At 67.9% G+C, this 21,531-nt stretch carries 26 protein-coding genes; 20 read left to right on the top strand and 6 right to left on the bottom strand.

Annotated features, from left to right (window positions below; translation table 11 throughout):
• Nucleotides 1–310: 310 nt before the first annotated feature.
• From hda to C1932_RS05140, 3 genes are read right to left on the bottom strand one after another with little or no spacing between them, the layout of a single operon-like run.
• Nucleotides 311–1,018 carry a DnaA regulatory inactivator Hda gene (hda, locus tag C1932_RS05150; RefSeq protein WP_108751488.1) on the bottom strand — a complete coding sequence of 236 codons (708 nt, stop codon included), beginning with the start codon at nt 1,016–1,018 and terminating at the stop codon, nt 311–313.
• Nucleotides 1,018–2,190 (bottom strand): AI-2E family transporter, encoded by a 1,173-nt coding sequence (locus C1932_RS05145; protein WP_108761418.1) that lies wholly within the window; start codon nt 2,188–2,190, stop codon nt 1,018–1,020. Before C1932_RS05145 ends, hda begins: the two co-directional genes overlap by 1 nt.
• Nucleotides 2,187–3,314, bottom strand: a complete 1,128-nt coding sequence (locus C1932_RS05140) for a DUF2066 domain-containing protein (protein WP_234412305.1) — start codon at nt 3,312–3,314, stop codon at nt 2,187–2,189. The genes C1932_RS05145 and C1932_RS05140 overlap by 4 nt, the downstream gene beginning before the upstream one ends.
• 112 nt (nt 3,315–3,426) lie before the next feature.
• On the opposite strand from C1932_RS05140, the gene purM reads away from it, so the two are divergent.
• The 6 genes from purM to C1932_RS05110 all read left to right on the top strand — a co-directional run bounded on the left by purM (nt 3,427) and on the right by C1932_RS05110 (nt 7,652).
• The gene (gene purM / locus C1932_RS05135; protein ID WP_108761417.1) at nt 3,427–4,485 is read left to right on the top strand and encodes a phosphoribosylformylglycinamidine cyclo-ligase; all 1,059 of its coding nucleotides are present in this window, start codon (nt 3,427–3,429) and stop codon (nt 4,483–4,485) included.
• 20 nt (nt 4,486–4,505) lie between these two features.
• Nucleotides 4,506–5,000, top strand: a complete 495-nt coding sequence (locus C1932_RS05130) for a hypothetical protein (protein WP_108761416.1) — start codon at nt 4,506–4,508, stop codon at nt 4,998–5,000.
• Between the two features lie 7 nt (nt 5,001–5,007).
• The gene (locus C1932_RS05125; RefSeq protein WP_108761415.1) at nt 5,008–5,445 is read left to right on the top strand and encodes a hypothetical protein; all 438 of its coding nucleotides are present in this window, start codon (nt 5,008–5,010) and stop codon (nt 5,443–5,445) included.
• Complete coding sequence (gene purN / locus C1932_RS05120; protein WP_108761414.1) at nt 5,442–6,095, top strand: phosphoribosylglycinamide formyltransferase; 654 nt, start codon at nt 5,442–5,444, stop codon at nt 6,093–6,095. The genes C1932_RS05125 and purN overlap by 4 nt, the downstream gene beginning before the upstream one ends.
• A 67-nt stretch (nt 6,096–6,162) precedes the next feature.
• Complete coding sequence (locus C1932_RS05115) at nt 6,163–6,966, top strand: DUF3108 domain-containing protein (protein WP_108752383.1); 804 nt, start codon at nt 6,163–6,165, stop codon at nt 6,964–6,966.
• A gap of 2 nt (nt 6,967–6,968) precedes the next feature.
• On the top strand, nt 6,969–7,652 hold the full coding sequence (locus C1932_RS05110; RefSeq protein WP_108748812.1) for a DUF3108 domain-containing protein: 684 nt from the start codon (nt 6,969–6,971) through the stop codon (nt 7,650–7,652).
• 106 nt (nt 7,653–7,758) lie between these two features.
• Here the strand turns inward: C1932_RS05110 and C1932_RS05105 are convergent, their stop codons facing one another.
• From C1932_RS05105 to C1932_RS05095, 3 genes are read right to left on the bottom strand one after another with little or no spacing between them, the layout of a single operon-like run.
• Nucleotides 7,759–8,076, bottom strand: a complete 318-nt coding sequence (locus tag C1932_RS05105) for a hypothetical protein (RefSeq protein ID WP_108748811.1) — start codon at nt 8,074–8,076, stop codon at nt 7,759–7,761.
• The gene (murA, locus tag C1932_RS05100; RefSeq protein WP_108755588.1) at nt 8,073–9,347 is read right to left on the bottom strand and encodes a UDP-N-acetylglucosamine 1-carboxyvinyltransferase; all 1,275 of its coding nucleotides are present in this window, start codon (nt 9,345–9,347) and stop codon (nt 8,073–8,075) included. The genes C1932_RS05105 and murA overlap by 4 nt, the downstream gene beginning before the upstream one ends.
• A 21-nt stretch (nt 9,348–9,368) precedes the next feature.
• Nucleotides 9,369–9,599: a BolA family protein gene (locus tag C1932_RS05095; protein WP_108748809.1), complete on the bottom strand. Its 231-nt coding sequence runs from the start codon at nt 9,597–9,599 to the stop codon at nt 9,369–9,371.
• A gap of 54 nt (nt 9,600–9,653) precedes the next feature.
• On the opposite strand from C1932_RS05095, the gene C1932_RS05090 reads away from it, so the two are divergent.
• The 14 genes from C1932_RS05090 to mgtE all read left to right on the top strand — a co-directional run bounded on the left by C1932_RS05090 (nt 9,654) and on the right by mgtE (nt 21,523).
• A complete protein-coding gene (locus tag C1932_RS05090; protein ID WP_108761413.1) occupies nt 9,654–10,655 on the top strand; it encodes a KpsF/GutQ family sugar-phosphate isomerase in 1,002 nt (333 codons plus the stop codon).
• A 51-nt stretch (nt 10,656–10,706) separates the two neighbouring features.
• Entirely contained in the window at nt 10,707–11,255 is a 549-nt protein-coding gene (locus tag C1932_RS05085) for an HAD hydrolase family protein (RefSeq protein WP_108752380.1), read from the top strand.
• On the top strand, nt 11,252–11,827 hold the full coding sequence (lptC, locus tag C1932_RS05080; RefSeq protein WP_108761412.1) for an LPS export ABC transporter periplasmic protein LptC: 576 nt from the start codon (nt 11,252–11,254) through the stop codon (nt 11,825–11,827). Before C1932_RS05085 ends, lptC begins: the two co-directional genes overlap by 4 nt.
• Before the next feature lie 105 nt (nt 11,828–11,932).
• Nucleotides 11,933–12,448, top strand: coding sequence for a lipopolysaccharide transport periplasmic protein LptA (gene lptA / locus C1932_RS05075; protein ID WP_108748805.1), 516 nt, complete (start codon nt 11,933–11,935; stop codon nt 12,446–12,448).
• Complete coding sequence (lptB, locus tag C1932_RS05070; protein WP_108748804.1) at nt 12,448–13,167, top strand: LPS export ABC transporter ATP-binding protein; 720 nt, start codon at nt 12,448–12,450, stop codon at nt 13,165–13,167. Before lptA ends, lptB begins: the two co-directional genes overlap by 1 nt.
• 39 nt (nt 13,168–13,206) lie before the next feature.
• Nucleotides 13,207–14,637: an RNA polymerase factor sigma-54 gene (locus C1932_RS05065; protein ID WP_108761411.1), complete on the top strand. Its 1,431-nt coding sequence runs from the start codon at nt 13,207–13,209 to the stop codon at nt 14,635–14,637.
• A gap of 58 nt (nt 14,638–14,695) precedes the next feature.
• Entirely contained in the window at nt 14,696–15,013 is a 318-nt protein-coding gene (gene raiA / locus C1932_RS05060; protein ID WP_108748802.1) for a ribosome-associated translation inhibitor RaiA, read from the top strand.
• A gap of 21 nt (nt 15,014–15,034) precedes the next feature.
• Nucleotides 15,035–15,487: a PTS sugar transporter subunit IIA gene (locus C1932_RS05055; protein WP_108761410.1), complete on the top strand. Its 453-nt coding sequence runs from the start codon at nt 15,035–15,037 to the stop codon at nt 15,485–15,487.
• Complete coding sequence (gene hprK, locus C1932_RS05050; protein ID WP_108748800.1) at nt 15,484–16,434, top strand: HPr(Ser) kinase/phosphatase; 951 nt, start codon at nt 15,484–15,486, stop codon at nt 16,432–16,434. The genes C1932_RS05055 and hprK overlap by 4 nt, the downstream gene beginning before the upstream one ends.
• Before the next feature lie 22 nt (nt 16,435–16,456).
• A complete protein-coding gene (gene rapZ, locus C1932_RS05045; protein WP_164274231.1) occupies nt 16,457–17,341 on the top strand; it encodes an RNase adapter RapZ in 885 nt (294 codons plus the stop codon).
• 231 nt (nt 17,342–17,572) lie between these two features.
• Nucleotides 17,573–17,965: a PTS fructose IIA subunit family protein gene (locus C1932_RS05040; RefSeq protein WP_108748799.1), complete on the top strand. Its 393-nt coding sequence runs from the start codon at nt 17,573–17,575 to the stop codon at nt 17,963–17,965.
• A complete protein-coding gene (locus tag C1932_RS05035; RefSeq protein WP_108748798.1) occupies nt 17,958–18,227 on the top strand; it encodes an HPr family phosphocarrier protein in 270 nt (89 codons plus the stop codon). The genes C1932_RS05040 and C1932_RS05035 overlap by 8 nt, the downstream gene beginning before the upstream one ends.
• Nucleotides 18,228–18,229: 2 nt before the next feature.
• Nucleotides 18,230–19,999: a phosphoenolpyruvate--protein phosphotransferase gene (gene ptsP / locus C1932_RS05030; protein ID WP_108761409.1), complete on the top strand. Its 1,770-nt coding sequence runs from the start codon at nt 18,230–18,232 to the stop codon at nt 19,997–19,999.
• A 162-nt stretch (nt 20,000–20,161) separates the two neighbouring features.
• On the top strand, nt 20,162–21,523 hold the full coding sequence (gene mgtE / locus C1932_RS05025) for a magnesium transporter (RefSeq protein ID WP_108748796.1): 1,362 nt from the start codon (nt 20,162–20,164) through the stop codon (nt 21,521–21,523).
• The last annotated feature ends 8 nt before the right edge of the window (nt 21,524–21,531 follow it).

Below are 21,531 nucleotides of genomic sequence, written 5' to 3'. Positions count from 1 at the left end.
TCTGACAGTTTCCGTGGGCGTCCAGCCACGGAAAAGAAAAAGAAAAGCAGAAGCGGGTCGCTTCGCTGCGCTCGCTCATCTGTGTCGACCAAGGTCGACACCTACCAACAGCCGCAGGGAGCTGTCAGAGGTGGGGCGGTGTGGGCTTGCAGGACCGCAGGCGCCATGGATGGCGCCTACGAGCCCCCATGGACGGGTTTACGGCGTGTCCTGCAAGCCCACACCGCCCCGCCCCCCCCAGGAAGCCAGCTGTTGCACTTGATCTTCAGCGGGTGCAGGGCAGCAGCCCTGCAACAAAAAACCCCCACCCTCAGTAACGCGGGCGGCCTTCTTCCAGCACCTGGCGCAGGAACGGCACCGTGATCCTGCGCTTGGCCGCCAGCGATTCGCGGTCCAGCCAATCCAGCAGGGTAATCAACCCACCCAGCTCGCGCCCGGTGTGCGACAGCAGCCACTCGATGGCCGCCTCATCAATGGCCAGCCCGCGCCGCAGCGCACGCTCGCGCAACACCGCCGCGCGGCCTTCTTCGTCCAGCGGCTGCAGCAGCACGCGCACGCACTGGCCCAGCCGCGAACGCAGGTCCGGCAGCAACAACCCCAGCTCGCCCGGCGCCGCCTGCGCGGTGTACAGCACCGTCGCCCCGGCCGCGCGCGCACGGTTGTGGAAATCGAACAGCGCCACCTCGTCCTCGCGGTCGCCGGCCACTGCATCCAGGCCATCCAGGGCGATCAACTCGCGCTGTTCCAGCCCTTCCAGCGCTACCCGCACCCGCCCTGCCACGCTGGCCAGCGGCACGTAGGTTGGCAGCCGGCCCGCCTGTTCGGCGGTCGAACACATCGCCAGCGCCTGGTGGGTCTTGCCGGTGCCGGCCGCGCCTTCCAGGTACACCCAATCGTGGCTGGCGCCCAGCGCGATCGCACGCAGCTGCGCCAGCGCGCCATCCGGCGCGCCGATGAAGGTTTCCAGACGCTGGTCCCGCGGGTAATGCAGGGCCAGCGGAAGTTGCGGCACACCAATCACCTGGGGTCCGGGCCGTTCTCGTAAGGGGTGACGATGATATGGGGCGCATCGACCACGCCATCAAGCACGATGGACGGCTTCTCGCCCGCGTACAGCTCGCTCTGGCGGTAACGCTGGTGTGCATAGCGCAGCAGCACGTTGCTCACCGCCGCCACCGGCAGCGCCAGCAGCATGCCCAGGAAGCCGAACAGCTGCCCACCGGCCATCACCGCGAAGATCACCGCCACCGGGTGCAGGCCGATCTTGTCGCCCACGATGCGCGGGGTCAGCACGTAGCTTTCCAGCAGCTGGCCCACGGTGAACACCACGCCCACCAGCAGCAGCAGCTTCAGGTCGATGCCCTGCGCCTGCACCAGCGCGGCCACCACCGCCATCACGATGCCGGTGGTCGCGCCCAGGTAGGGAATGAAGCTGATCAGACCGGCCACCAGGCCGATCAGCAGGCCCAGCTTCAGCCCGACCAGCGACAGGCCGGCGGCGTAGATCACCCCCAGCGCCACCATCACCAGGAACTGGCCGCGGATGAACGCACCCAGCACGTCGTTGGATTCGCGCGCCAGATTGCTGATGGTGCCGATATGGTTGCGCGGAATGACTGAGGCAACGCGCTCGACCAGCTTGTCCCAGTCACGCAGGAAGTAGAACGCCAGGATCGGCAGCAGTGCCAGGTTCACCACCCAGGTCACCACGGTGAAGCCCGAGCGCGAGACGTAGCCCATGAACGTGGTGGCGAAGCCGCCGGCCTGCTGCCAGTGGCTGCGCACCCATTCGATCAGACGGTCCGGGTCCATCCACTGCATCACTTCCAGGCCGGTCTTCTGCTCGAACCAGGGAATGCCCTTCTGCATCAGCCACGCCTGCGCCTGCGGCACGGCCGCCACCAGGGTGGAGATCTGGCGCTCGATCATCGGCACCAGCACCAGCATCAGCCCGGTGATCAGCAGGACCATCGCCACGAACACCAGCACCACGCCGGTGTTGCGCGACAGGCCACGGGCCTCCAGCCGATCCACCAGCGGGTCGCCCAGCCAGGCCAGCGCCAGGGCCAGCACGAACGGGGTCAGGATGGGGGCCAGCAGCCACACCACCCAGCCCACCATCAGGGCCACGGCCACGTACTTCAGCCGCCGCAGGAACTGCGCGATTTCCGCCTCCGGGCTCAGGATCATCGCAGGCGGTACTCGTTGCTGACCGGCGGTGCCACCGGCGCACCGGTGCTGTCATCCAGCGGGGTGGGCAGTGCCGGCAGCGTGGCAGAGGGCACCAGCACGCCGTTGTCGCCCAGCATGCGGTTGAAGCCGGCCAGGCCGGTGGTCATTTCCAGGTTCAGTTCCAGATGGTCGGCGGTGGCGCGCAGCGGGGTGACATTGCGCACCACCGGCACCTCGCGCAGGCCCGCGGCCAGGCGCAGGTAATCATCGCTGCCGTTGATGCCGGTCACCACCACGCGGTAGCTGCCAGCCTGTCCGGTGGCCGCGCCCGCCTTGGCGTAGCGCTTCACCAGCGCATCGGCGGCGCCGTCGGCACCGGCGGCCATCGCGCGCATGGCGTTGGCGTCCTTGCTGGTCCACTTGTTCAGTTCACGGCCGTTGTCCACGAACACCCAGTCGGCCTGCCAGCCGCCGTTGGCGCGGTACAACTTGCCGATCAGCTGCATGGGCGGGGCGTAGCGCGACGACGCGCGGGCCACCGCGGCACTGTCCTGGCGCCAGATGGCCCCCACCAGCGCCTGTTCGGCCGCGCCACCGCTGGGCAGGCCCAGCTTGTAGCCGCGCTCGATGGCGCGGTTCAGCAGCGGGCGGGCGGCGTTGGCCTGCTGCACGCTGACCAGGCGCGGGCCACTGCCATCGTCCACGGCCATCCAGACCACCGGCTTGGGCCGCGGCTGCGGCCACAGCGGCAGGCCCAGGGCCGAGACCAGCGCATCCACATCGTCTTCGCGGAAGCGCGCGACCAGCAGGGTGCGGTAGCTGGGGGCACCGCTGGCACCCACGCTCTGGTCCTGCTTGTAGTCGTAGCTGGCCACGTAGTCCTTGGCGTTGCGCAGCGCCTGCGCCACGCCCGGGCGGCTCATTGCGCTGCGGTCGCCGGACAGCTTGCCCAGCACCACGCCCAGGGCACGGGCCAGGCCGCCATTGCGGTCGCCCTCGGCCTGGCTGTTGACCGGGACTTCGGCTTCATAGGCACCGCTGGCGGTAGCAACATCGCCTTCGGTTCGCAGGCCGCTCTGGGCCATCGTGGCCACCGGCAGGCTCAGGGCCAGAAGCAGGGGGAGAAACAGGCTGCGGCGCATCAGGACATCCATTGGCTCGACGTATCCGGGGGGAATTGTTGCCCGAATACGGCCTGTGCGCCAATCCGGCCTGTTAAAATCGCCCGTTCAACCCCTGCCAGCGCCGACGCCCGTGACCAACACCCCGTCTTCCGCCCCTTCCCCCCTCACCTACCGTGATGCGGGTGTCGACATCGACGCCGGCAACGAGCTGGTCGAGCGGATCAAGCCCCTGGTCAAGCGCAGCTTCCGCCCGGAAGTGATGGGCGGCCTGGGCGGCTTCGGCGCCCTGTTCGACCTGTCCAACAAGTACCGCGAACCGGTACTGGTGTCGGGCACCGACGGCGTGGGCACCAAGCTGAAGCTGGCCCACCAGCTGAACCGCCACGATACGATCGGCATCGATCTGGTGGCCATGTGCGTGAACGACGTGCTGGTGCAGGGCGCCGAACCGCTGTTCTTCCTGGACTATTTCGCCACCGGCAAGCTGGACATCGACACCGCTGCGGCGGTGGTGGGCGGCATTGCCAACGGCTGCACCGAGGCCGGCTGCGCCCTGATCGGCGGCGAAACCGCTGAAATGCCCGACATGTATGCCCCGGGCGAATACGATCTGGCCGGCTTCACCGTGGCTGCCGTGGAAAAGAGCGAACTGAAGGATGGCGCCAGCGTGGCCGCCGGCGACGTGCTGATCGGCATCGCCTCCTCCGGCCCGCACTCCAACGGTTACTCGCTGGTGCGCCGCATCTATGACCGCGCCGGCCAGCCGGCCGACCTGGTGCTGGAAGACGGGGTGAAGCTGGTCGATGCGCTGATGGCGCCGACCCGCCTGTACGTGAAGCCGATCCTGTCGCTGCTGAAGTCGCACGGCCAGGCGATCCACGGCATGGCCCACATCACCGGTGGCGGCCTGACCGAGAACATCATCCGCGTGGTGCCCGAAGGCCTGGGCCTGGATATCCAGGCCTCGTCCTGGACCCTGCCGCCGGTGTTCCAGTGGCTGCAGACGGAAGGCGCCGTGGTGGACAGCGAAATGTGGCGCACTTTCAACTGCGGCATCGGCTTCGTGCTGATCGTTGCCCCCGACCAGGTCGCCGCCGTGTCCGCCGCCGTGCAGGCACAGGGCCTGCAGCATTGGACCATCGGCCAGGTCACCCCCGCTGCCGGCGCAGAACGCGTCCGCATCGGCTGATCCGGCACAAAGGAGCCCGCATGGACGCATTGCCCCCTACCGCCAACGACCTGCCGCCGCCGGCGCCCGCCCCCGCGGCGCCGGTGCTCACCGCCGAGGACAGCAACCACCTGCGGCTGCTGTCGATCTTCCACTACGTGGTGGCGGGGCTGGCGGCAGTGTTCGCGCTGATCTTCGTGTTCCACATCGTGATGGGGGTGCTGATGCTCAACGGCACCCTGCCGATGAACTCCAACGGCCAGCCCACCTCGTTGCAGGAACAGCGCTTCATGGGCTGGATGTTCATCGTCATGGGCGGCGGCATCGTGTCCTGCGGCCTGGCGCTGGCGGCGTGCATCGCCTGGGCCGGGCGCTGCCTGCAGCAGCGCCGCCGCTATGTGCTGTGCCTGGTGGTGGCCGGCGTGTCCTGCCTGTTCACCCCGTTCGGCACGGTGCTGGGCGTGTTCACCCTGATCGTGCTGCTGCGGCCGCAGGTCAAGGCCGCCTTCGAAGCCAACGCTCCCACCCGCCGCTGAGACCGCCATGGCCGCCGTACCGCCCCCGCTGAACGCTCCCCGTGGCTGGACCGACATCCAGATCAACGGCCACCTGCATACGCTGAAGATCCTGTTCTACGTCTATGGCGGCGTGCAGGTGCTGCTGTGCCTGCTGCTCCTGCTGGGCGCGGTGGGCGGCTACGTAAGCGAAAGCCGCAGCACCGACCCGAATGCCTCGCCGCTGCTGCTGGCGGTGGTGTTTGCCGGTTTCGCGGTGGTCATCGGCGCGTTCGCCGTGCTCAGCCTGGTGGCCGCGCGCGCACTGGGTGACCGGCAGCGGCGCACCCTCTGCCTGGTCGCCTCCGGCGCCGCCTGCCTGGGCGGTGCGCTCGGCATCGGCCTGGGCGTGTACGCCCTGGTGGTGCTGCTGCGCCCGGACGTGTCTGCACGGTTCGTCGCCCCCGGTAGCGCCGTCGTCGCATGACCGCACGCATTGCCGTACTCGCCTCGGGCCGGGGCAGCAACCTGCAGGCCATCCTGGACGCCATCACCGCGGGCCGGCTGGACGCGCAGGTGGTGGCGGTGCTGTCGGACAAGCCCGACGCCGCTGCGCTGCTGAACGTGGCGCCGGCGCAGCGCTGGGCGCGTTCGCCCAAGGACTTCACCGACCGCGCCGCGTTCGATGCCGCGCTGGGCGATGCCCTGGCCGGGTTCGCACCGGACTGGATCGTCTGCGCCGGCTACATGCGCATCCTTGGCGCCGATTTCGTACAGCGCTTCAGTGGCCGCCTGGTCAACATCCATCCCTCGCTGCTGCCGCTGTACAAGGGCCTGCACACCCATGCCCGCGCGCTGGAAGCGGGCGATGCCGAAGCCGGGGCCAGCGTGCACTTCGTGGTGCCCGAACTGGACGCCGGCGCAGTGCTGGCCCAGGCACGGGTGCCGGTGCTGGCCGGCGATGACGCGCAGACCCTGGCCACGCGGGTGCTGGCAGTGGAGCACCCGCTGCTGATCGCCACCCTGTCGCTGCTGTGCCAAGGGCGCCTGGCTGAACGGCAGGGGCAGCCGCAGTTCGACGGTCACCCCCTGTTTAGCCCACTGGCCCTAGATTCCGCCGGGAACCTGAACCGGTAACGCCCGTGCACACGCCCTGCTGACTGCGGGGCTGGCATCCTGCCCCCTCCTGCGGTTCCTGCCCGACATGAAGACCACGCCGTTGTTGCGCAAATTCCTGCTGCTGCCGATTGCTGTGCTCGCCTGCGCGGCCTGGGGACAGGCCACGCCCCCGGATGCGCCTGCCGCCGTACCCGCCGCGCCGGCGGTGCCCATGCCGCCTGCACTGGCCTGGGAACCGCCGCCGCTGCAGCCGTTCAGCGCCACCTACCAGGCCTTCTACAAGGGCAAGGAGGCCGGCGATGCCACCATGCAGGTCACCCACACCGGCGGCAACCAGTGGCGGGTGGACATGCAGGTGGTCGGCCGCCGCGGCTTTGCCAGCGTGCTGGGGCTGAACATCGAACAGAGCACCGTGTTCGAGGAACGCGCCGGCGCCTATGCACCGCTCAGCCAGAGCACGGTGCGCAAGGGCCTGTTCCTGGGCAAGAAGGCGGTGGGCACCTACAACTGGCAGGCCGGCACCGCACAGTGGAGCGGCGATGTGAAGAAAGACCGCGCCCAGCCCATTCCGCTGCAGGCCGGTGACCAGAGTGCCCTGCTGATCAACCTGGCGATCATGCGTGACGCCCGCCCGGGCGCGACCATGCATTACCGCTATGTCGACATGGGCCGGGTACGCCAGCACGACTACCAGGCCGCCGCCGAAACCGAGAACGTGGCCGTCGGCGATCTGTCCTACAACGCGCTGCGGGTGTTCCGCACCAACGGCGGCAGCAACGAAACCATTCTCTGGATCGCCAACGGTGTCCCCACGCCGGTGCGCATCCTGCAACGCGAAGATGGCGAGGACCGCGTGGACCTGCGCCTGATCGAATACCAAGGAGTGTGAGCATGAAGACCCTGACCCGCCCCCTGACCTGGATCGCCGCGGCCGCGCTGTCCGTCGCCAGCCTGCCGGCCATGGCGCTGCAGCCGTTCAAGGCCGACTACCTGGCCAGCTACATGGGCATGCAGGCCAACGGCACCATGACCCTGGCCAGCGAAGGCGCCAACAAGTGGCGTTACAGCCTGAACGTGAAGAACCAGCTGGCCGACCTGAGCCAGAGCACGGTGTTCGAGGAAGTGCGCGGGCAGCTGCGTCCGCTCAGCAGCCAGGACCGTTCGGCGCTGCTGGTGAAGAAGCGCAACGTGCAGGCCAACTACAACTGGAGCAGCAACCAGGCCACCTGGACCGGCGATATCAAGCCCGACCGCGCCGGCCCGATCGCGCTGAAGGCCGGCGACATGGATGCACTGCTGATCAACCTGGCCATCGCCCGCGACCTGGCTGCCGGCAAGCCGCTGACCTACCGCATGGTGGACGAAGGCCGCATCAAAAACATGACCTACAAGATCGTGGGCAAGGAAGCGGTGACCGTGGGCGGCAAGAGTTACCAGGCCACCAAGGTCTCGCGCGTGGACGGCAACAAGGAACTGATCGCCTGGATCGTGCCGGAATTCCCGGTGCCGGCGCGCATGCTGCAGAAGGAAAGCGGCCGCGACGCGCTGGACCTGACCATCAAGGCGATGAATTGATCGGTAGCGCCGGGCCATGCCCGGCGGATTTTCGTTCCGCGCTACGCGCTCGCCGGGCACGGCCCGGCGCCACCGCAAAAAACGCCCGCTTGCGCGGGCGTTTTCTTTATTTCTTTTCCTCGGCCGCGGCCGGCTTGAACTCGGTGCGGCAGTCCACGCGGATCTGCTCACCGGTGCCGCGCCAGACGAACGTGCGGCAGTGCCGGTTGCCGTCCTGGCTGTCATTCACCGCCACCGCGTAGAACGACTGGATGATCTCGTCACGGGTCACCGTGCCGTCACCGTTCCAGTCCATGTCCTTCTGCTCGATGCCCTTGGTGATGGCCAGGTTGGCGTACCAGGCATAGCCCAGCCACGCCAGCGCCAGCAGCACCAGGGCCAGCAGCGCCTTGCGGCGGCGGGTGAACCTGCCGCGCAGGATCATGCGGTCACGCGCCGGATGGTGGCGCCCAGCGAAGACAGCTTCTCTTCGATGTTTTCGTAGCCGCGGTCCAGGTGGTAGATGCGGTCGATGGTGGTATCGCCATCGGCCATCAGGCCGGCCAGGATCAGCGACGCCGATGCACGCAGGTCGGTGGCCATCACCGGCGCACCGCTCAGGCGCTCGGCACCGCGCACGATGGCGGTGTGGCCTTCGATCTGGATGTCCGCGCCCAGGCGCAGCAGTTCGTTGACGTGCATGAAACGGTTTTCGAAGATCGTTTCATTGATCACGCCCACGCCGTCGGCCACGCAGTTCAAGGCCATGAACTGGGCCTGCATGTCGGTCGGGAACGCCGGGTACGGCGCGGTGGTCAGGTTCACTGCCTTCGGCCGCTTGCCCTGCATGTCCAGGGTGATCGAATCCTCAGTGGTCTCGATCTTCGCACCGGCTTCCACCAGCTTGGACAGCACCGCATCCATGGTGTTGGGGCGCGCACGGTTCACCGTCACCTTGCCACCGGTCATCGCCGCGGCCACCAGGAAGGTGCCGGTCTCGATGCGGTCGGGCAGCACTTCATGGCGGCCACCGGTCAGGCGCTCGACGCCTTCGATCACCAGGCGGGCGGTGCCCACGCCTTCGATCTTCGCGCCCAGCGCGATCAGGCAGTGCGCCAGATCGGTCACTTCCGGTTCCATCGCGGCGTTGTCCAGGATGGTGGTGCCTTCAGCCAGCACGGCCGCCATCAGCACGTTCTCGGTGCCGGTCACGCTGACCATGTCGAAGGTGAAATGGCCGCCCTTCAGGCGCTTGGCGGTGGCCTTGATGAAGCCGTTCTCCACCACGATGTCCGCACCCAGCGCCTGCAGGCCCTTGATGTGCTGGTCCACCGGGCGCGAACCGATCGCGCAGCCACCCGGCAGCGACACTTCGGCAGCGCCGAAGCGGGCCAGCAGCGGGCCCAGCACCAGGATCGAGGCGCGCATGGTCTTGACCAGCTCATACGGTGCCACGTGCTGGTTCACCGAACGCGGGTCGACCACAATCGCGCTGCCGCGCGACAGCGTGCCCTGGTCGATGGTGACCTTGGCGCCCAGCTCGCCCAGCAGCTTCACCGTGGTGACCACATCGTGCAGGTGCGGCACGTTGGTGATCTCCACCGGCTCGTCGGCCAGCAGGGTTGCACAGAGGATGGGGAGGACGGCGTTCTTGGCGCCGGAGATGCTCACTTCACCGTGCAGCGCAGCGCCGCCGGTCACAACGATCTTGGCCATGTATAGGGAATCTTCTGCGGTTCAGCCGGCTTCGGCCGGGGTCACGGTTTTCAGCGCCAGCGCGTGGATCGCGCCGCCCATCAGGTCGCCCAGGGTGGCATAGACCATCCGGTGGCGGGCCAGCGGCATCTTGCCGGCGAAGGCCTCGCTGACCACGGTCGCTTCGAAGTGCACGCCGTCGTCGCCACGCACGTCGGCGCGGGCGCCGGGCAGGCCGGTTTCGATCAGGTTGCGGATGGTGTCGGCGTCCAACGGGCTTTCCTAATAAAATGAGCCCTCATTCTACTTCCGCTGCGTGGCGTCCGCATGGCCGAGTCCCCCCTGCCTTCCCGTTCCGTCGATCCTGCTGCGCTGGTGGCCAGTGGCCAGCGCGTGTTCGAGATCGAACAGCAGGCCCTGCAGGCCGTGGCCGGGCGCCTGGGCGAGGCCTTCCAGCAGGCCTGCCAGACCATCCTGGGCAGCCGCGGGCGCGTGGTCGCCACCGGCATGGGCAAATCCGGGCATATCGCCCGCAAGATCGCCGCCACCCTGGCCTCCACCGGCACCCCGGCGTTCTACGTGCACCCGGGTGAAGCCGGCCACGGCGACCTGGGCATGATCACCGAGGACGATGTGGTGCTGGCCCTGTCCTATTCAGGCGAATCGGACGAGATCCTGATGCTGCTGCCGGTACTCAAGCGCCAGGGCAACACCCTGATCGCCATGACCGGCCGCGCCCAGTCCAGCCTGGCCAGCGCCGCCGACATCCACCTGGACGTAAGCGTGCCGGCCGAAGCCTGCCCGCTGGCCCTGGCCCCCACCTCCAGCACCACCGCCTCGCTGGTGATGGGCGATGCGCTGGCCGTGGCGCTGCTTGACGCGCGCGGCTTCACCGCCGATGACTTCGCCCGCTCGCACCCGGCCGGCAGCCTGGGCCGCCGCCTGCTGCTGCACATCACCGATGTGATGCACAGCGGCGAGGACCTGCCCAAGGTGGACGCCGGCGCCAGCCTGAGCGAAGCCCTGATGGAGATGAGTCGCAAGCGGCTGGGGATGACCGCCGTGGTCGATGCCCAGGGCGTGCTGATCGGCCTGTTCACCGACGGCGACCTGCGCCGCGCACTGGACAGCGCGCTGGACGTACGCACCGCCCGCATCGCCGACATCATGACCCGCAGCCCGCGCACCATCGGCGCCGACCAGCTGGCCGTGGAAGCGGCGCGCCTGATGGAAACCCACAAGATCAACGGGCTGATCGTGGTCGATGAGCAGGGCCGGGCCGTCGGCGCGCTGAACATTCATGACCTGTTGCGGGCCCGGGTGGTTTAACCAATAGTCCGCAGACCCCATTCAGATACCAACACCGAGTCCGACACCCTGATGCCCTGGTCCCCCCTGCCCGCCTTCCCCGCCCATCTGCTTGCCACCGCGGCCCGCATCCGCCTGGCCTGCTTCGACGTGGACGGCACCCTCACCGACGGTCGGCTGTACTACGACAAGGACGGCAACGAGAGCAAGGCGTACTTCGTGCAGGATGGTCTGGGCCTGAAACTGCTGCAGCAGCACGGTATCCACCCCGTGCTCATCACCGCGCGCAACAGCCAGTCCGCGCTCAAGCGCGGCGCCGACCTGGGCATCGATACCCAGATCGCCGTGGGCGACAAGCTGGCCAGCGTGCAGGCCTTGTGCGCCCAGCATGGCATCGGCCTGGACCAGGTGGCCTTCATGGGCGACGACCTGCCCGACCTGGCTCCGATCGGCGCGGTCGGCTTGGCCGTGGCCCCGGCCAACGCGCACCCGTGGATCGCCGAACGCGCCCACTGGCAGACCCGCAGCGAGGGCGGCCGTGGCGCCGCGCGCGAGCTGTGCGACGTGCTGCTGGCCGCGCAGGGCCATGTGGACGCCGTGCTGGCAAGGTTCGGCGCATGAATACCGCACGCGTGAACTGGCGTACCGTGCTCGGCGTCGGCCTGCTGCTGGCGGCGCTGCTGAGCAGCTGGGCCGCCCTGCGCAACCGCGACAAGGGCCCGGTGAGCGAAGGCCAGGACGCGGGCGTGGATTACATCCTGCACGATTTCCAGATCGTGGCCCTGGATGACCAGGGCAAGGAATCGACCACCCTGCGCGCGCCCCTGCTGGAACGCCAGCGCGGCGACCAGACCATCAACATCGCCACGCCGCTGTTTGAAATGCCCGATGCCGAAGGCCGGCACTGGACGCTGCGCGCCGAAACCGGCTGGCTCAGCGCCAAGGGCGATGAGATGAAGCTGCGCGGCAACGTGGCCGGCGACAGCCCGGTCGCGCCCGGCGTGGTGCCCACCACCTTCCGCACCGACCACCTGGACGTGTTCCCGAAAGAGAACCGTGCGCGCACCGACGCGCGGGTCACCATGACCCGCCCGGGCATGGAACAGTCCGGCGTGGGCTTTGAAGTGGATTCGAAGAACAACACGTATCATTTCCTCAGCCAGTCCAAGGGCCGCTACACGCCCAAGCGCTGATTCCGCCGCCGGCCCGCGACGTCTTCCCGACAGGCGCAGGGCCAGCAGCACCCACCCGGCCGCCCGGTTACCCCCGGGCGCCTCCCACCGGTAGAACGGACCCCGATGAAGATTCCCTTTGCAGCCGTGCTCGCGCTTGGTCTTCTTGTCCCCAGCGCCGCCTTCGCCAAATCCAGCGACCGCAACGAAGACATGCACATCGACGCCGGTGCGCAGTCCGGTTCGCTGACCGGCGACGGCAAGACCACCCTGTCGCAGGGCGTGGTGATCACCCAGGGCACCCTGGACCTGCGCTCGGCCCAGGCCGAGATCTACATGAAGGACGGCGAAGCGGTACGCGCCGTGTTCACCGGCAAGCAGGCCAAGATGAAGCAGCAGCTGGATGACGGCACCTGGGTCGATGCGGTGGCTGACAACATCGACTACGACGTCAAGAGCGATACCGTCACCCTGACCGGCAACTACAAGGTCACCAGCGCGCGCGGCACCAACGCCGGCCAGCGCATGGTCTACAACATGAAGAGCGGCGAGATGAATTCCGGCGGCGACGGCAGCCGCGTGCGCACGGTCATTCCGCCCAAGAACAAGACGCCGGCCGCGCCGGCCGGGAGCAAGAAGTAATGCTCGTCGCCAAGGGCCTGCGCAAGCGCTACAAGCAGCGCGAAGTGGTCAAGGATTTCGGCCTGACCCTGGACGCCGGTGAAGTGGTGGGCCTGCTCGGCCCCAACGGCGCCGGCAAGACCACCTGTTTCTACATGATCGTGGGCCTGGTCGCGGCCGATGCCGGCAGCATCGTGCTGGACGGCCAGGACATCACCGACGACCCCATGTATACCCGTGCCAAGCAGGGCGTGGGCTACCTGCCGCAGGAGCCGTCGGTGTTCCGCAAGCTGACCGTGGCCGACAACCTGCGCCTGGTGCTGGAACTGCGCGACGATCTGGATTCGGCCGGCCGCGAGCGCGAACTGAACAGCCTGCTGGACGAACTGCAGCTGGGCCATGTGTCCGAGCAGCTGGGCGCCAGCCTGTCCGGCGGCGAGCGCCGCCGCTGCGAGATCGCCCGCGCGCTGGCTGCCAAGCCGCGCCTGATCCTGCTGGATGAACCGTTCGCCGGCGTCGACCCGATCTCGGTGGGTGAAATCCAGCGCATCGTCACCCACCTGAAGCAGCGTGGCATCGGCGTACTCATCACCGACCACAATGTGCGCGAAACCTTGGGAATCTGCGACCGCGCGTATATCCTCGCAGAGGGCACCGTGCTGGCCCAGGGCTCGCCCGAGGCGATCCTGGACAACGCAGACGTGCGTCGCGTCTACCTTGGAGATTCCTTCAAGCTGTAAGGCGGCCGCCGGGCCCACTCCCCTCCGTTCGGCACAGGCATGAAGACTCGGCTGCAGACATCGTTGGGACAGCACCTGGTGCTGACACCGCAGCTGCAGCAGGCGATCAAGCTGCTGCAGATGTCCAGCACCGAGCTGGAGCTGGAAATCGCCCAGGCGGTGGAAAGCAACCCGTTGCTGGACTGGGCCGAAGGCGATGACGCGGCCGCGGGCAGCGAACAGGACGGCGGCGCCGACAACGAAGCGCCGCCCACCGCCGATGCCAGCGAGAACGGCGGCGACGACTGGGCGCCGGCGGAACTGGACTGGAGCAGCGCCGGCAGCAGCGGCAGCTTCGACGACGATGACGACACCGGCAGCGCCGCCGAGCGCGTGGCCGAAACCGAAACGCTGGCCGACCACCTGTTGTGGCAACTGCATCTTTCGCACCTGTCGCTGCGCGATCGCAGCATCGGCGCGGCCCTGATCGATGCGCTGGAAGACGATGGCTACCTGCGCGAACCGCTGGCCACCATCGCCGAAACCCTGTTGCCGGCCATCCATGCCGGCGAAGATGAAATCCTCACCGTGCTGCATCAGATCCAGCGCTTCGATCCGGTGGGCGTGGCCGCACGTTCGCTGGGCGAATGCCTGCAGCTGCAGCTTGCGGTGCTGCCGGCCGACACGCCCGGCCAGGCGCTGGCCCTGCAGATTGCCGCCGGCCCGCTGGAACGGCTGCCGCGCAGCGGCGTGGCCGGCATCGCGCAGGAACTGAAACAACCGCTGGCCGAAGTCGAGATCGCCGTGGCCCTGCTGCGCTCGCTCGACCCCCGCCCCGGCACGCAGATCGCCCCGCTTTCGCAGGACACCTACGTGGTGCCCGACGTGGTGGTGTGGCGGCAGGGCGGTGTGTGGCGCGCGGCGCTGGCCGCCCATGCCGGGCCCAAGGTGATGATCCACCGTGGCTACGAACAGATGATCCGCCGCTGCGGCGATGCCGATGCCGGCTACCTGCGCAGCCAACTGCAGGAAGCGCGCTGGTTGTTGAAGGGCCTGCAGGCCCGTGGCGAAACCCTGCTGCGCGTGGTGCGTTGCCTGATCCAGCAGCAGGCCGGCTTCCTTGAATTCGGCGAACAGGCCCTGCGGCCGCTGACCCTGCGCGAGATCGCCGGCGAACTCGGCCTGCACGAATCCACCGTCTCGCGTGCCATCGCCCGCAAGCACGTGCGCACGCCGCGCGGCACCCTGCCGCTGCGTGCCTTCTTTGCCTCCGGCATCGACACCGACGGCGGTGGCGAAGCGTCCAGCACCGCCATCCAGGCCATGATCCGGCGCCTGATCGATGACGAGAACCCACGCAAGCCGCTTTCTGACGCCAAGCTGGCTGACCTGTTGAAAACGTCCGGAATCCCGGTAGCGCGACGCACCGTAGCGAAGTATCGTGAGGCCATGAACATCTCCGCCTCGCACGAAAGAGTCAGAATCGCTTGACGCGCCGCCGCGCCCGGCGGAGAGGTTCATTGGCACATCCGAACACAGGAGAAACCCGATGCGCATCGAAACGTTTGGCAAAGATGTCGAAGTCACCCCGGCCCTGCAGTCCTATGTGGAGGACAAGCTGGCCCGGATCGGCAAGCACTTCGACCAGCACTGCGAAGCGCGGGTAACCCTCAAGCTGCAGAAGACCGAACACCACGTCGACGCGAGCCTCAACATTCCCGGCCAGACCCTGCATGCCGAGGCCAACGGCCAGACCATGTACGCCGCGATCGATCTGCTGGCGGACAAGCTTGACCGCCTGGTGATCAAGCACAAGGAGAAAAAACAGCAGCACGCACCGCTGCCGGTGGGCGACAATGGCGGCTGATCGCCACCGTTCCTCGCAGACATGCCCCTGACTGACCTTCTGGCGGCCGTGCAGACCCAGCTCTGCACGGCCACCGACCGCGACAGCGTCCTGCAGACCGCCGCCGGCCTGCTGGCCTGCCGCCAGGCCAATGCCGAGCAGATCTACCAGAACATGTGCCAGCGCGAAGCGCTGGGCAGCACCTGCATCGGCGAGGGCATCGCCATTCCGCACGGGCGCGCGCCCGCGCTGGACCGGCCCCGCGGCGCCCTGCTGCGGCTGGCCACCCCCATCGATTTCGGCGGCGACGCCCCGGTGGACCTGGTGTTCGCCATGGCCGTGCCCGCCCACTACACCCACCAGCACCTGATGCTGCTGTCCGAGCTGGCCGAACTGTTCTCTTCGCCGGCCATCCGCCAGGCCCTGCGCGAGGCGGGCGACGCGCGCAGCCTGCGCCAGGCCCTGGACCTTCCCCCTTCGGCGAGCGCCGCATGAATACCAGCATCACCGCACGTGAACTGTTCGAACAGCAGCGCGAGCGGCTGGCACTGCGCTGGGTTGCCGGCCAGTCCGGCGAGAAGCGCGAACTGGAAGCCGGCAACACGGTATCCCGCCGCCCCTCGCTGGCCGGTTACCTCAATGCGATCTACCCGAACAAGGTGCAGATCCTGGGCACCGAGGAACTGTCCTGGCTGGACGCGCTGGAACCGCGGCAGCGCTGGGAAACGATCGAAAAGATCATGCATTCGCACCCGCTGGCGCTGGTCATCACCCGCAACCAGCCCTGCCCGGAAGACCTGCGCGCGGCCGCCGATGAATCCGGCACCCCGCTGTGGGTGTCGCCCAAGCGCGGCCATGAACTGCTGAACCACCTGTCCTACCACCTGGCACGCACGCTGGCACCGCGGGTGATCCTGCATGGCGTGTTCATGGAAATCTATTCGATCGGCGTGCTGATCACCGGCGAGGCCGGTTCGGGCAAGAGTGAACTGGCGCTGGAGCTGCTCAGTCGTGGCCACCGCCTGGTGGCCGACGATGCCCCCGAGTTCACCCAGATCGCCCCGGACGTGCTCGATGGCACCTGCCCCGAGCTGCTGCAGGACCTGCTGGAAGTGCGCGGCCTGGGCGTGCTGAACGTGCGCGAGATGTTCGGTGATACGGCGGTAAAGAAGAACAAGTACCTTCGCCTGATCGTGCACCTGACCAAGCCGATGACCGAGCCCACCCCCCATGGCTACGAACGCCTGACCGGCGATTCCGGTACCCGCCATGTGCTGGACCTGGACGTGCCACTGATCACCCTGCCGGTGATGCCCGGCCGCAATCTGTCGGTGCTGACCGAGGCGGCCACCCGGCTGCACATTCTACGTACCAAGGGTATCGACCCGGCGGCGATGTTCATCGCCCGCCACAGCAACCTGCTGGAACGGCGAACACCCTGAGCCCACTGCAAAGAGCCTGTCCATGAGCACCGCCTCCCCCACCGCCCCGACCCTGATCATCGTCAGCGGCCTGTCCGGCTCGGGTAAATCCGTCGCCCTGAAGACCTTCGAAGACCAGGACTACTACTGTTCGGACAACCTGCCGATCCGGCTGCTGCCGGATTTTGTGCGCAGCGTGCTGGACAACCACGACGGCGCAGCGCCGCGGCGGCTGGCGGTCGGCATCGACGTGCGCGGGCAGAGCGACCTGAGCCAGCTGTCCGATTGGCGCCAGCAGGCCACCGACGCGGGCGTGCAGGTGAAGGTGCTGTTCTTCGAGGCCAGCGACGAAACCATGCTCAAGCGCTACGCCGACACGCGCCGGCGCCATCCGCTGAGCCAGCTGGGCCTGTCGCTGCCGGAAGCAATCGCCCGCGAACGCGAACTGGTGGCGCCGCTGCGCCGCGAGGCCGATGCCGTGGTCGATACCAGCGCCCTGAACGTGCACCAGCTGCGCCGCCGCATCATCACTGAATTCGCGCTGGGCCATGCCACGCGCCTGTCGCTGCTGTTCGAATCGTTCGCCTACAAGCGCGGCGTGCCGGCCGAGGCCGACTTCGTGTTCGATGCGCGTGTGCTGCCCAACCCACACTGGGACCCGGACCTGCGCGCCCTGAGCGGCCGCGAACCGGGCGTACGTGATTACCTGGAAGCGCAGCCGGACGTGCAGCGCTACCTGACCCAGCTGATGGACTTCCTGGACACCTGGCTGCCGAAGTTGGGCGATGGCACGCGCAGCTACGTGACCGTGGCCTTCGGCTGCACCGGCGGCAAGCACCGCTCGGTGTTCTTGGCCGAGCGCATGGCCCGGCACGCCCGCGAAATGGGCTGGGACGACGTGGCGACTTATCACCGCGAACAGGATTGAGGGAACGGCCGGCCCCTGTAGCGTCGAGCCATGCTCGACGAATGCTGTGGGTAGGCGTCGACCTTGGTCGACACGGTAGATCCGCGCCATGCGTGGACGGGGGCAGAGGGGATGGGGTCAGAGCCCTTTTCCCATTGAAAAGGGATCCGACCCCGGCAACACTGAATACGGGACACAGTGCCCCTCTCCTGCTGCTATCGCCCGTTCACCCTGACCTGTTAACGTGCAGTAATGACCTGTGGCATTCTCCTCGTAACACACCCCGGGGTCGGGACCGCCCTGCTTGACGTGGCGACCCGGCTCCTGCGGCAATTGCCGCTGAAAACCGAAGCTTTCGAAGTACCGTTCGACGCAGACCTGGATGCCCTTCTTCCGCTCGCCTCGGCTGCCTTGCGCCGGGTCGATGGTGGTGAAGGCGTGCTGATCCTGACCGACCTGTACGGCGCCAGCCCTGCCAACCTTGCCGGGCAGCTGGCCCGGCTGGGAACCCCGGTTCGCCGGGTGTCGGCGCTGAGCCTGCCGATGTTGCTGCGGGTGATGAATTATCCGGAACAGGCACTGGATCAACTGCCCGCCACTGCGGCGGCGGGCACCCGCAATGGAGCGATAGTCGACGATGCTTGAACGAGAACTCACAGTCAGCAACCGCCTGGGCCTGCATGCCCGGGCCACCGCCAAGCTGGTGCAGACCCTGGCGCCCTTCCGCTGCAACGTGACCATGGCCGCCAAGGGCCGTGAGATCAACGCCAAGAGCATCATGGGCGTCATGCTGCTGGCCGCCGGCCAGGGCACGCCGGTCACCATCCGCATCACCGGCGAAGACGAGGCGGCTGCCATGGACGCGGTGGTTGACCTGTTCGAGCGCCGCTTCGACGAGGACAGCTGAGCGTGCCGCGCGCACGTGCCGGGCAACTGCCTTCCGGCCAACGGCCGGTGCAGCTGTTGTCCGGCCACGGCGCCGCACGGGGTACCGCGCTGGGCCGCGCGCGCGTGCGCCTGCCGCATGCGTTGGAAATCGCCGAACAGCGCGTGGCCCCGCAGCAGGTACCGACCGAGCTGGCCCGCCTGCACCGCGCCGTGGAAGCGGCGCGCACCGAGATGCACGACCTGCGCCAGCGCCTGCACGGCGCGCTGAACCAGGAAGTGGGTGAATTCCTGGACCTGCATGCCTTGCTGCTGGATGACCCGGAGCTGCTGTTCGGGCTGGACGAACTGATCCGCAGCGGTCCCTACAGCGCCGGCTACGCACTGCGCCTGCAGCGCGACCGCCTGGCCAAGGTCTTCGATGGCATGGACGATGCCTACCTGAAGAGCCGCATGGATGACCTGGACCATGTGATCGGCCGCATCCACGCCTTCCTGCAACCCGACCGCGCGCCGGTGGTGAAGGGCCTGGCCGGGGAAATCCTGGTCTGCGACAACATCGCACCGTCCGAACTGGCCCAGCTGCAGGCCCAGGGCGTGGTCGGCATTGTCACCGCCGCCGGCAGCGCACTGTCGCACAGCGCGATCCTGGCCCGCAGCCTGCACCTGCCGCTGATCGTGAACGTGCCACAGGTGCTGGGCCGGGTGGCCGACGGCGATGTGCTGATCATCGACGGCGCCGACGGCAGCATCACCGTGAACCCGCAGGCCGACAACCTGCGCGATTACCGCGTACGGCTGAAGGAACACGCGCGCGAACAGCGCGAACTCGGCCGCCTGCGCAGCAAGCCCAGCCGCACCCGCGACCAGGTCGATATCGCCCTGCTGGCCAATGCCGAATCGCTGGAAGACGTGACCCAGGCACACGCGCTCGGCGCGCAGGGCCTGGGCCTGTACCGCACCGAATTCCTGTTCCTGCAGCGCAACGAACTGCCCGACGAAGAAGAACAGTTCCAGACCTACCGCGATGCCGCCCTGGGCATGAGCGGGCGTCCGGTCACCATCCGCACCCTGGACCTGGGCGCGGACAAGGCCGACCGTACCGGCCTGACCCTCAGCAACGAAGAGAACCCAGCGCTGGGCCTGCGTGGCGTGCGCCTGTCGCTGGCCCGGCCGAAGGTATCCGACACCCAGCTGCGCGCGATCCTGCGCGCCTCGGCCTACGGCAAGCTGCGCGTGCTGGTGCCCATGGTCAGCACCCGCGAGGAACTGCTGGCGGTGCGCCGGCGCCTGCTGAAGCTGGCCGAACAACTGCGCGCCGAAGGCCATGCGGTGGCCGACCATGTGCCGTTGGGGGCGATGATCGAAGTGCCGGCCGCCGCGCTGGCGCTGGAAAGCTTCATCGACCTGGTGGATTTCCTGTCGATCGGCACCAACGATCTGGTCCAGTACCTGCTGGCCGCCGACCGCAACAATGAAGCGCTGGGCGAGTTGTACTCGCCGCTGCATCCGGCGGTGGTACGCCTGCTGCAGCTGGTGATCGACACCGGCGCACGCCATCGCATTCCGGTGGCGGTGTGCGGCGAGATCGCCGGCGACGCACGCATGACGCCGCTGCTGCTGGCACTGGGCCTGACCGAGTTCAGCCTGCACCCTGGCACCCTGCTGGAAGTCCGCCGCGCGATCCGCGAAAGCGACCTGGCCACCCTGCGCGCGCGCGCACCGAAGCTGCTGGCCGCGCGCGATCGCCGCGGCATCGAACGCTGGCTGGCCCTGGTGGCCGACGCGGTCTGAGCACCGTGGGGTCAGATCCCTTTCCCACGGGAAAGGGCTCTGACCCCGTCTCCGTGATCGGGGTAGGCGTTGCAACATCGGCTTGCGATAATGACGCGCTGAACACCCCTGTTGCCGCATCCTTGCCGGGATCGCGGCTTTTCTCTTCCCGCGGGAGCTGCGATGGCCGAAGCTGTACGCCACGACAAGACTGCGCGCCAACTGCGCCTGTTGTCCGATGCGCTGGACAGCGGCCGGCTGGGGCCGGTGCGCCGCCTGGTCAACACCCTGGCGCCGGCCGAGATCGGCAACCTGCTGGAATCGCTGCCGCCGGGCAAGCGCGAAGTGGTGTGGGGCCTGGTCGACCCGGAAGACGACGGCGAGGTGCTGGTCCACGTCGGTGAGGAAGTGCGCGAGAGCCTGCTCGCGGACATGGACCCGGACGAAATCATCGCCGCGGTCGAAGACCTGGACATCGACGATCTGGCCGACCTGGTCGAGGATCTGCCCGATACGGTCATCGACGAAGTGCTCAAGTCGATGGACCGCGAGAACCGCGAGCGCCTGGAACAGGTGCTGTCCTATCCCGAGGACAGCGCCGGCCGCCTGATGAACCCGGACGTGGTGACCGTGCGCGCCGACGTCAACGTGGACGTGGTGCTGCGCTACCTGCGTCTGCGCGGCGAACTGCCCGACCACACCGACCATCTGTTCGTGGTCAGCCGCCGCCACCAGTACCTGGGCCGCGTCTCGCTGGCCGCGCTGGTCACCCACGAAGACACCACCCCCATCAACCGGCTGATCGATGACGAACAGCCGGCCATCGATGTTGGCGAAAGCGACCAAGAAGTGGCGCGGCAGTTCTCCGACCATGACTGGGTCTCCGCGCCGGTGGTGGACGACAACAACATCCTGCTCGGCCGCATCACCATCGATGACGTGGTGGACATCATCCGTTCGCAGGCCGAGCACCAGGCGCTGGGCGCCGCCGGTCTGGACGAGGAAGAGGATCTGTTCTCGCCCATCAAGCGTGCCGTGCGCGGCCGCGTGGTCTGGCTGGGCATCAACCTGTGCACGGCCTTCCTGGCTGCCAGCGTGATCGGCCAGTTCGAACTGACCCTGCAGAAGGTCGTGGCGCTGGCCGTGCTGATGCCGATCGTGGCCGGCGTGGGCGGCAATGCCGCCGTGCAGGTGCTGACCTTGATGGTGCGCGGCATCGCCCTGGGCCAGGTGGGCCAGAGCAACGCCCGCATCCTGCTGTGGAAGGAAGCGCGCGTTGCGTTGATCAACGGCACCCTGATCGGCCTGCTGGTCGGCGTCATCGCCTTCCTGTGGTTCCACAGCCTGCTGCTGTCGCTGGTGATCACCCTGGCGTTGATCATCAACTTCCTGGCCGCCGCACTGGCCGGGGTGCTGCTGCCCCTGCTGCTCAAGCGCATGAACGTCGACCCGGCCGTGGCCGGCACCGTGGTGGTGACCGCGGTGACCGACGTGATGGGTTTCTTCAGCTTCCTCGGCCTGGCCACCCTCATCCTGCTGCACTGACCCGCACG

The sequence above is a fragment of the Stenotrophomonas sp. YAU14D1_LEIMI4_1 genome (assembly GCF_003086815.1).
Lineage (GTDB): Bacteria > Pseudomonadota > Gammaproteobacteria > Xanthomonadales > Xanthomonadaceae > Stenotrophomonas.
Note: the sequence above shows the minus strand (reverse complement) of the source record. Positions and strands in the feature narration are given on the sequence as shown.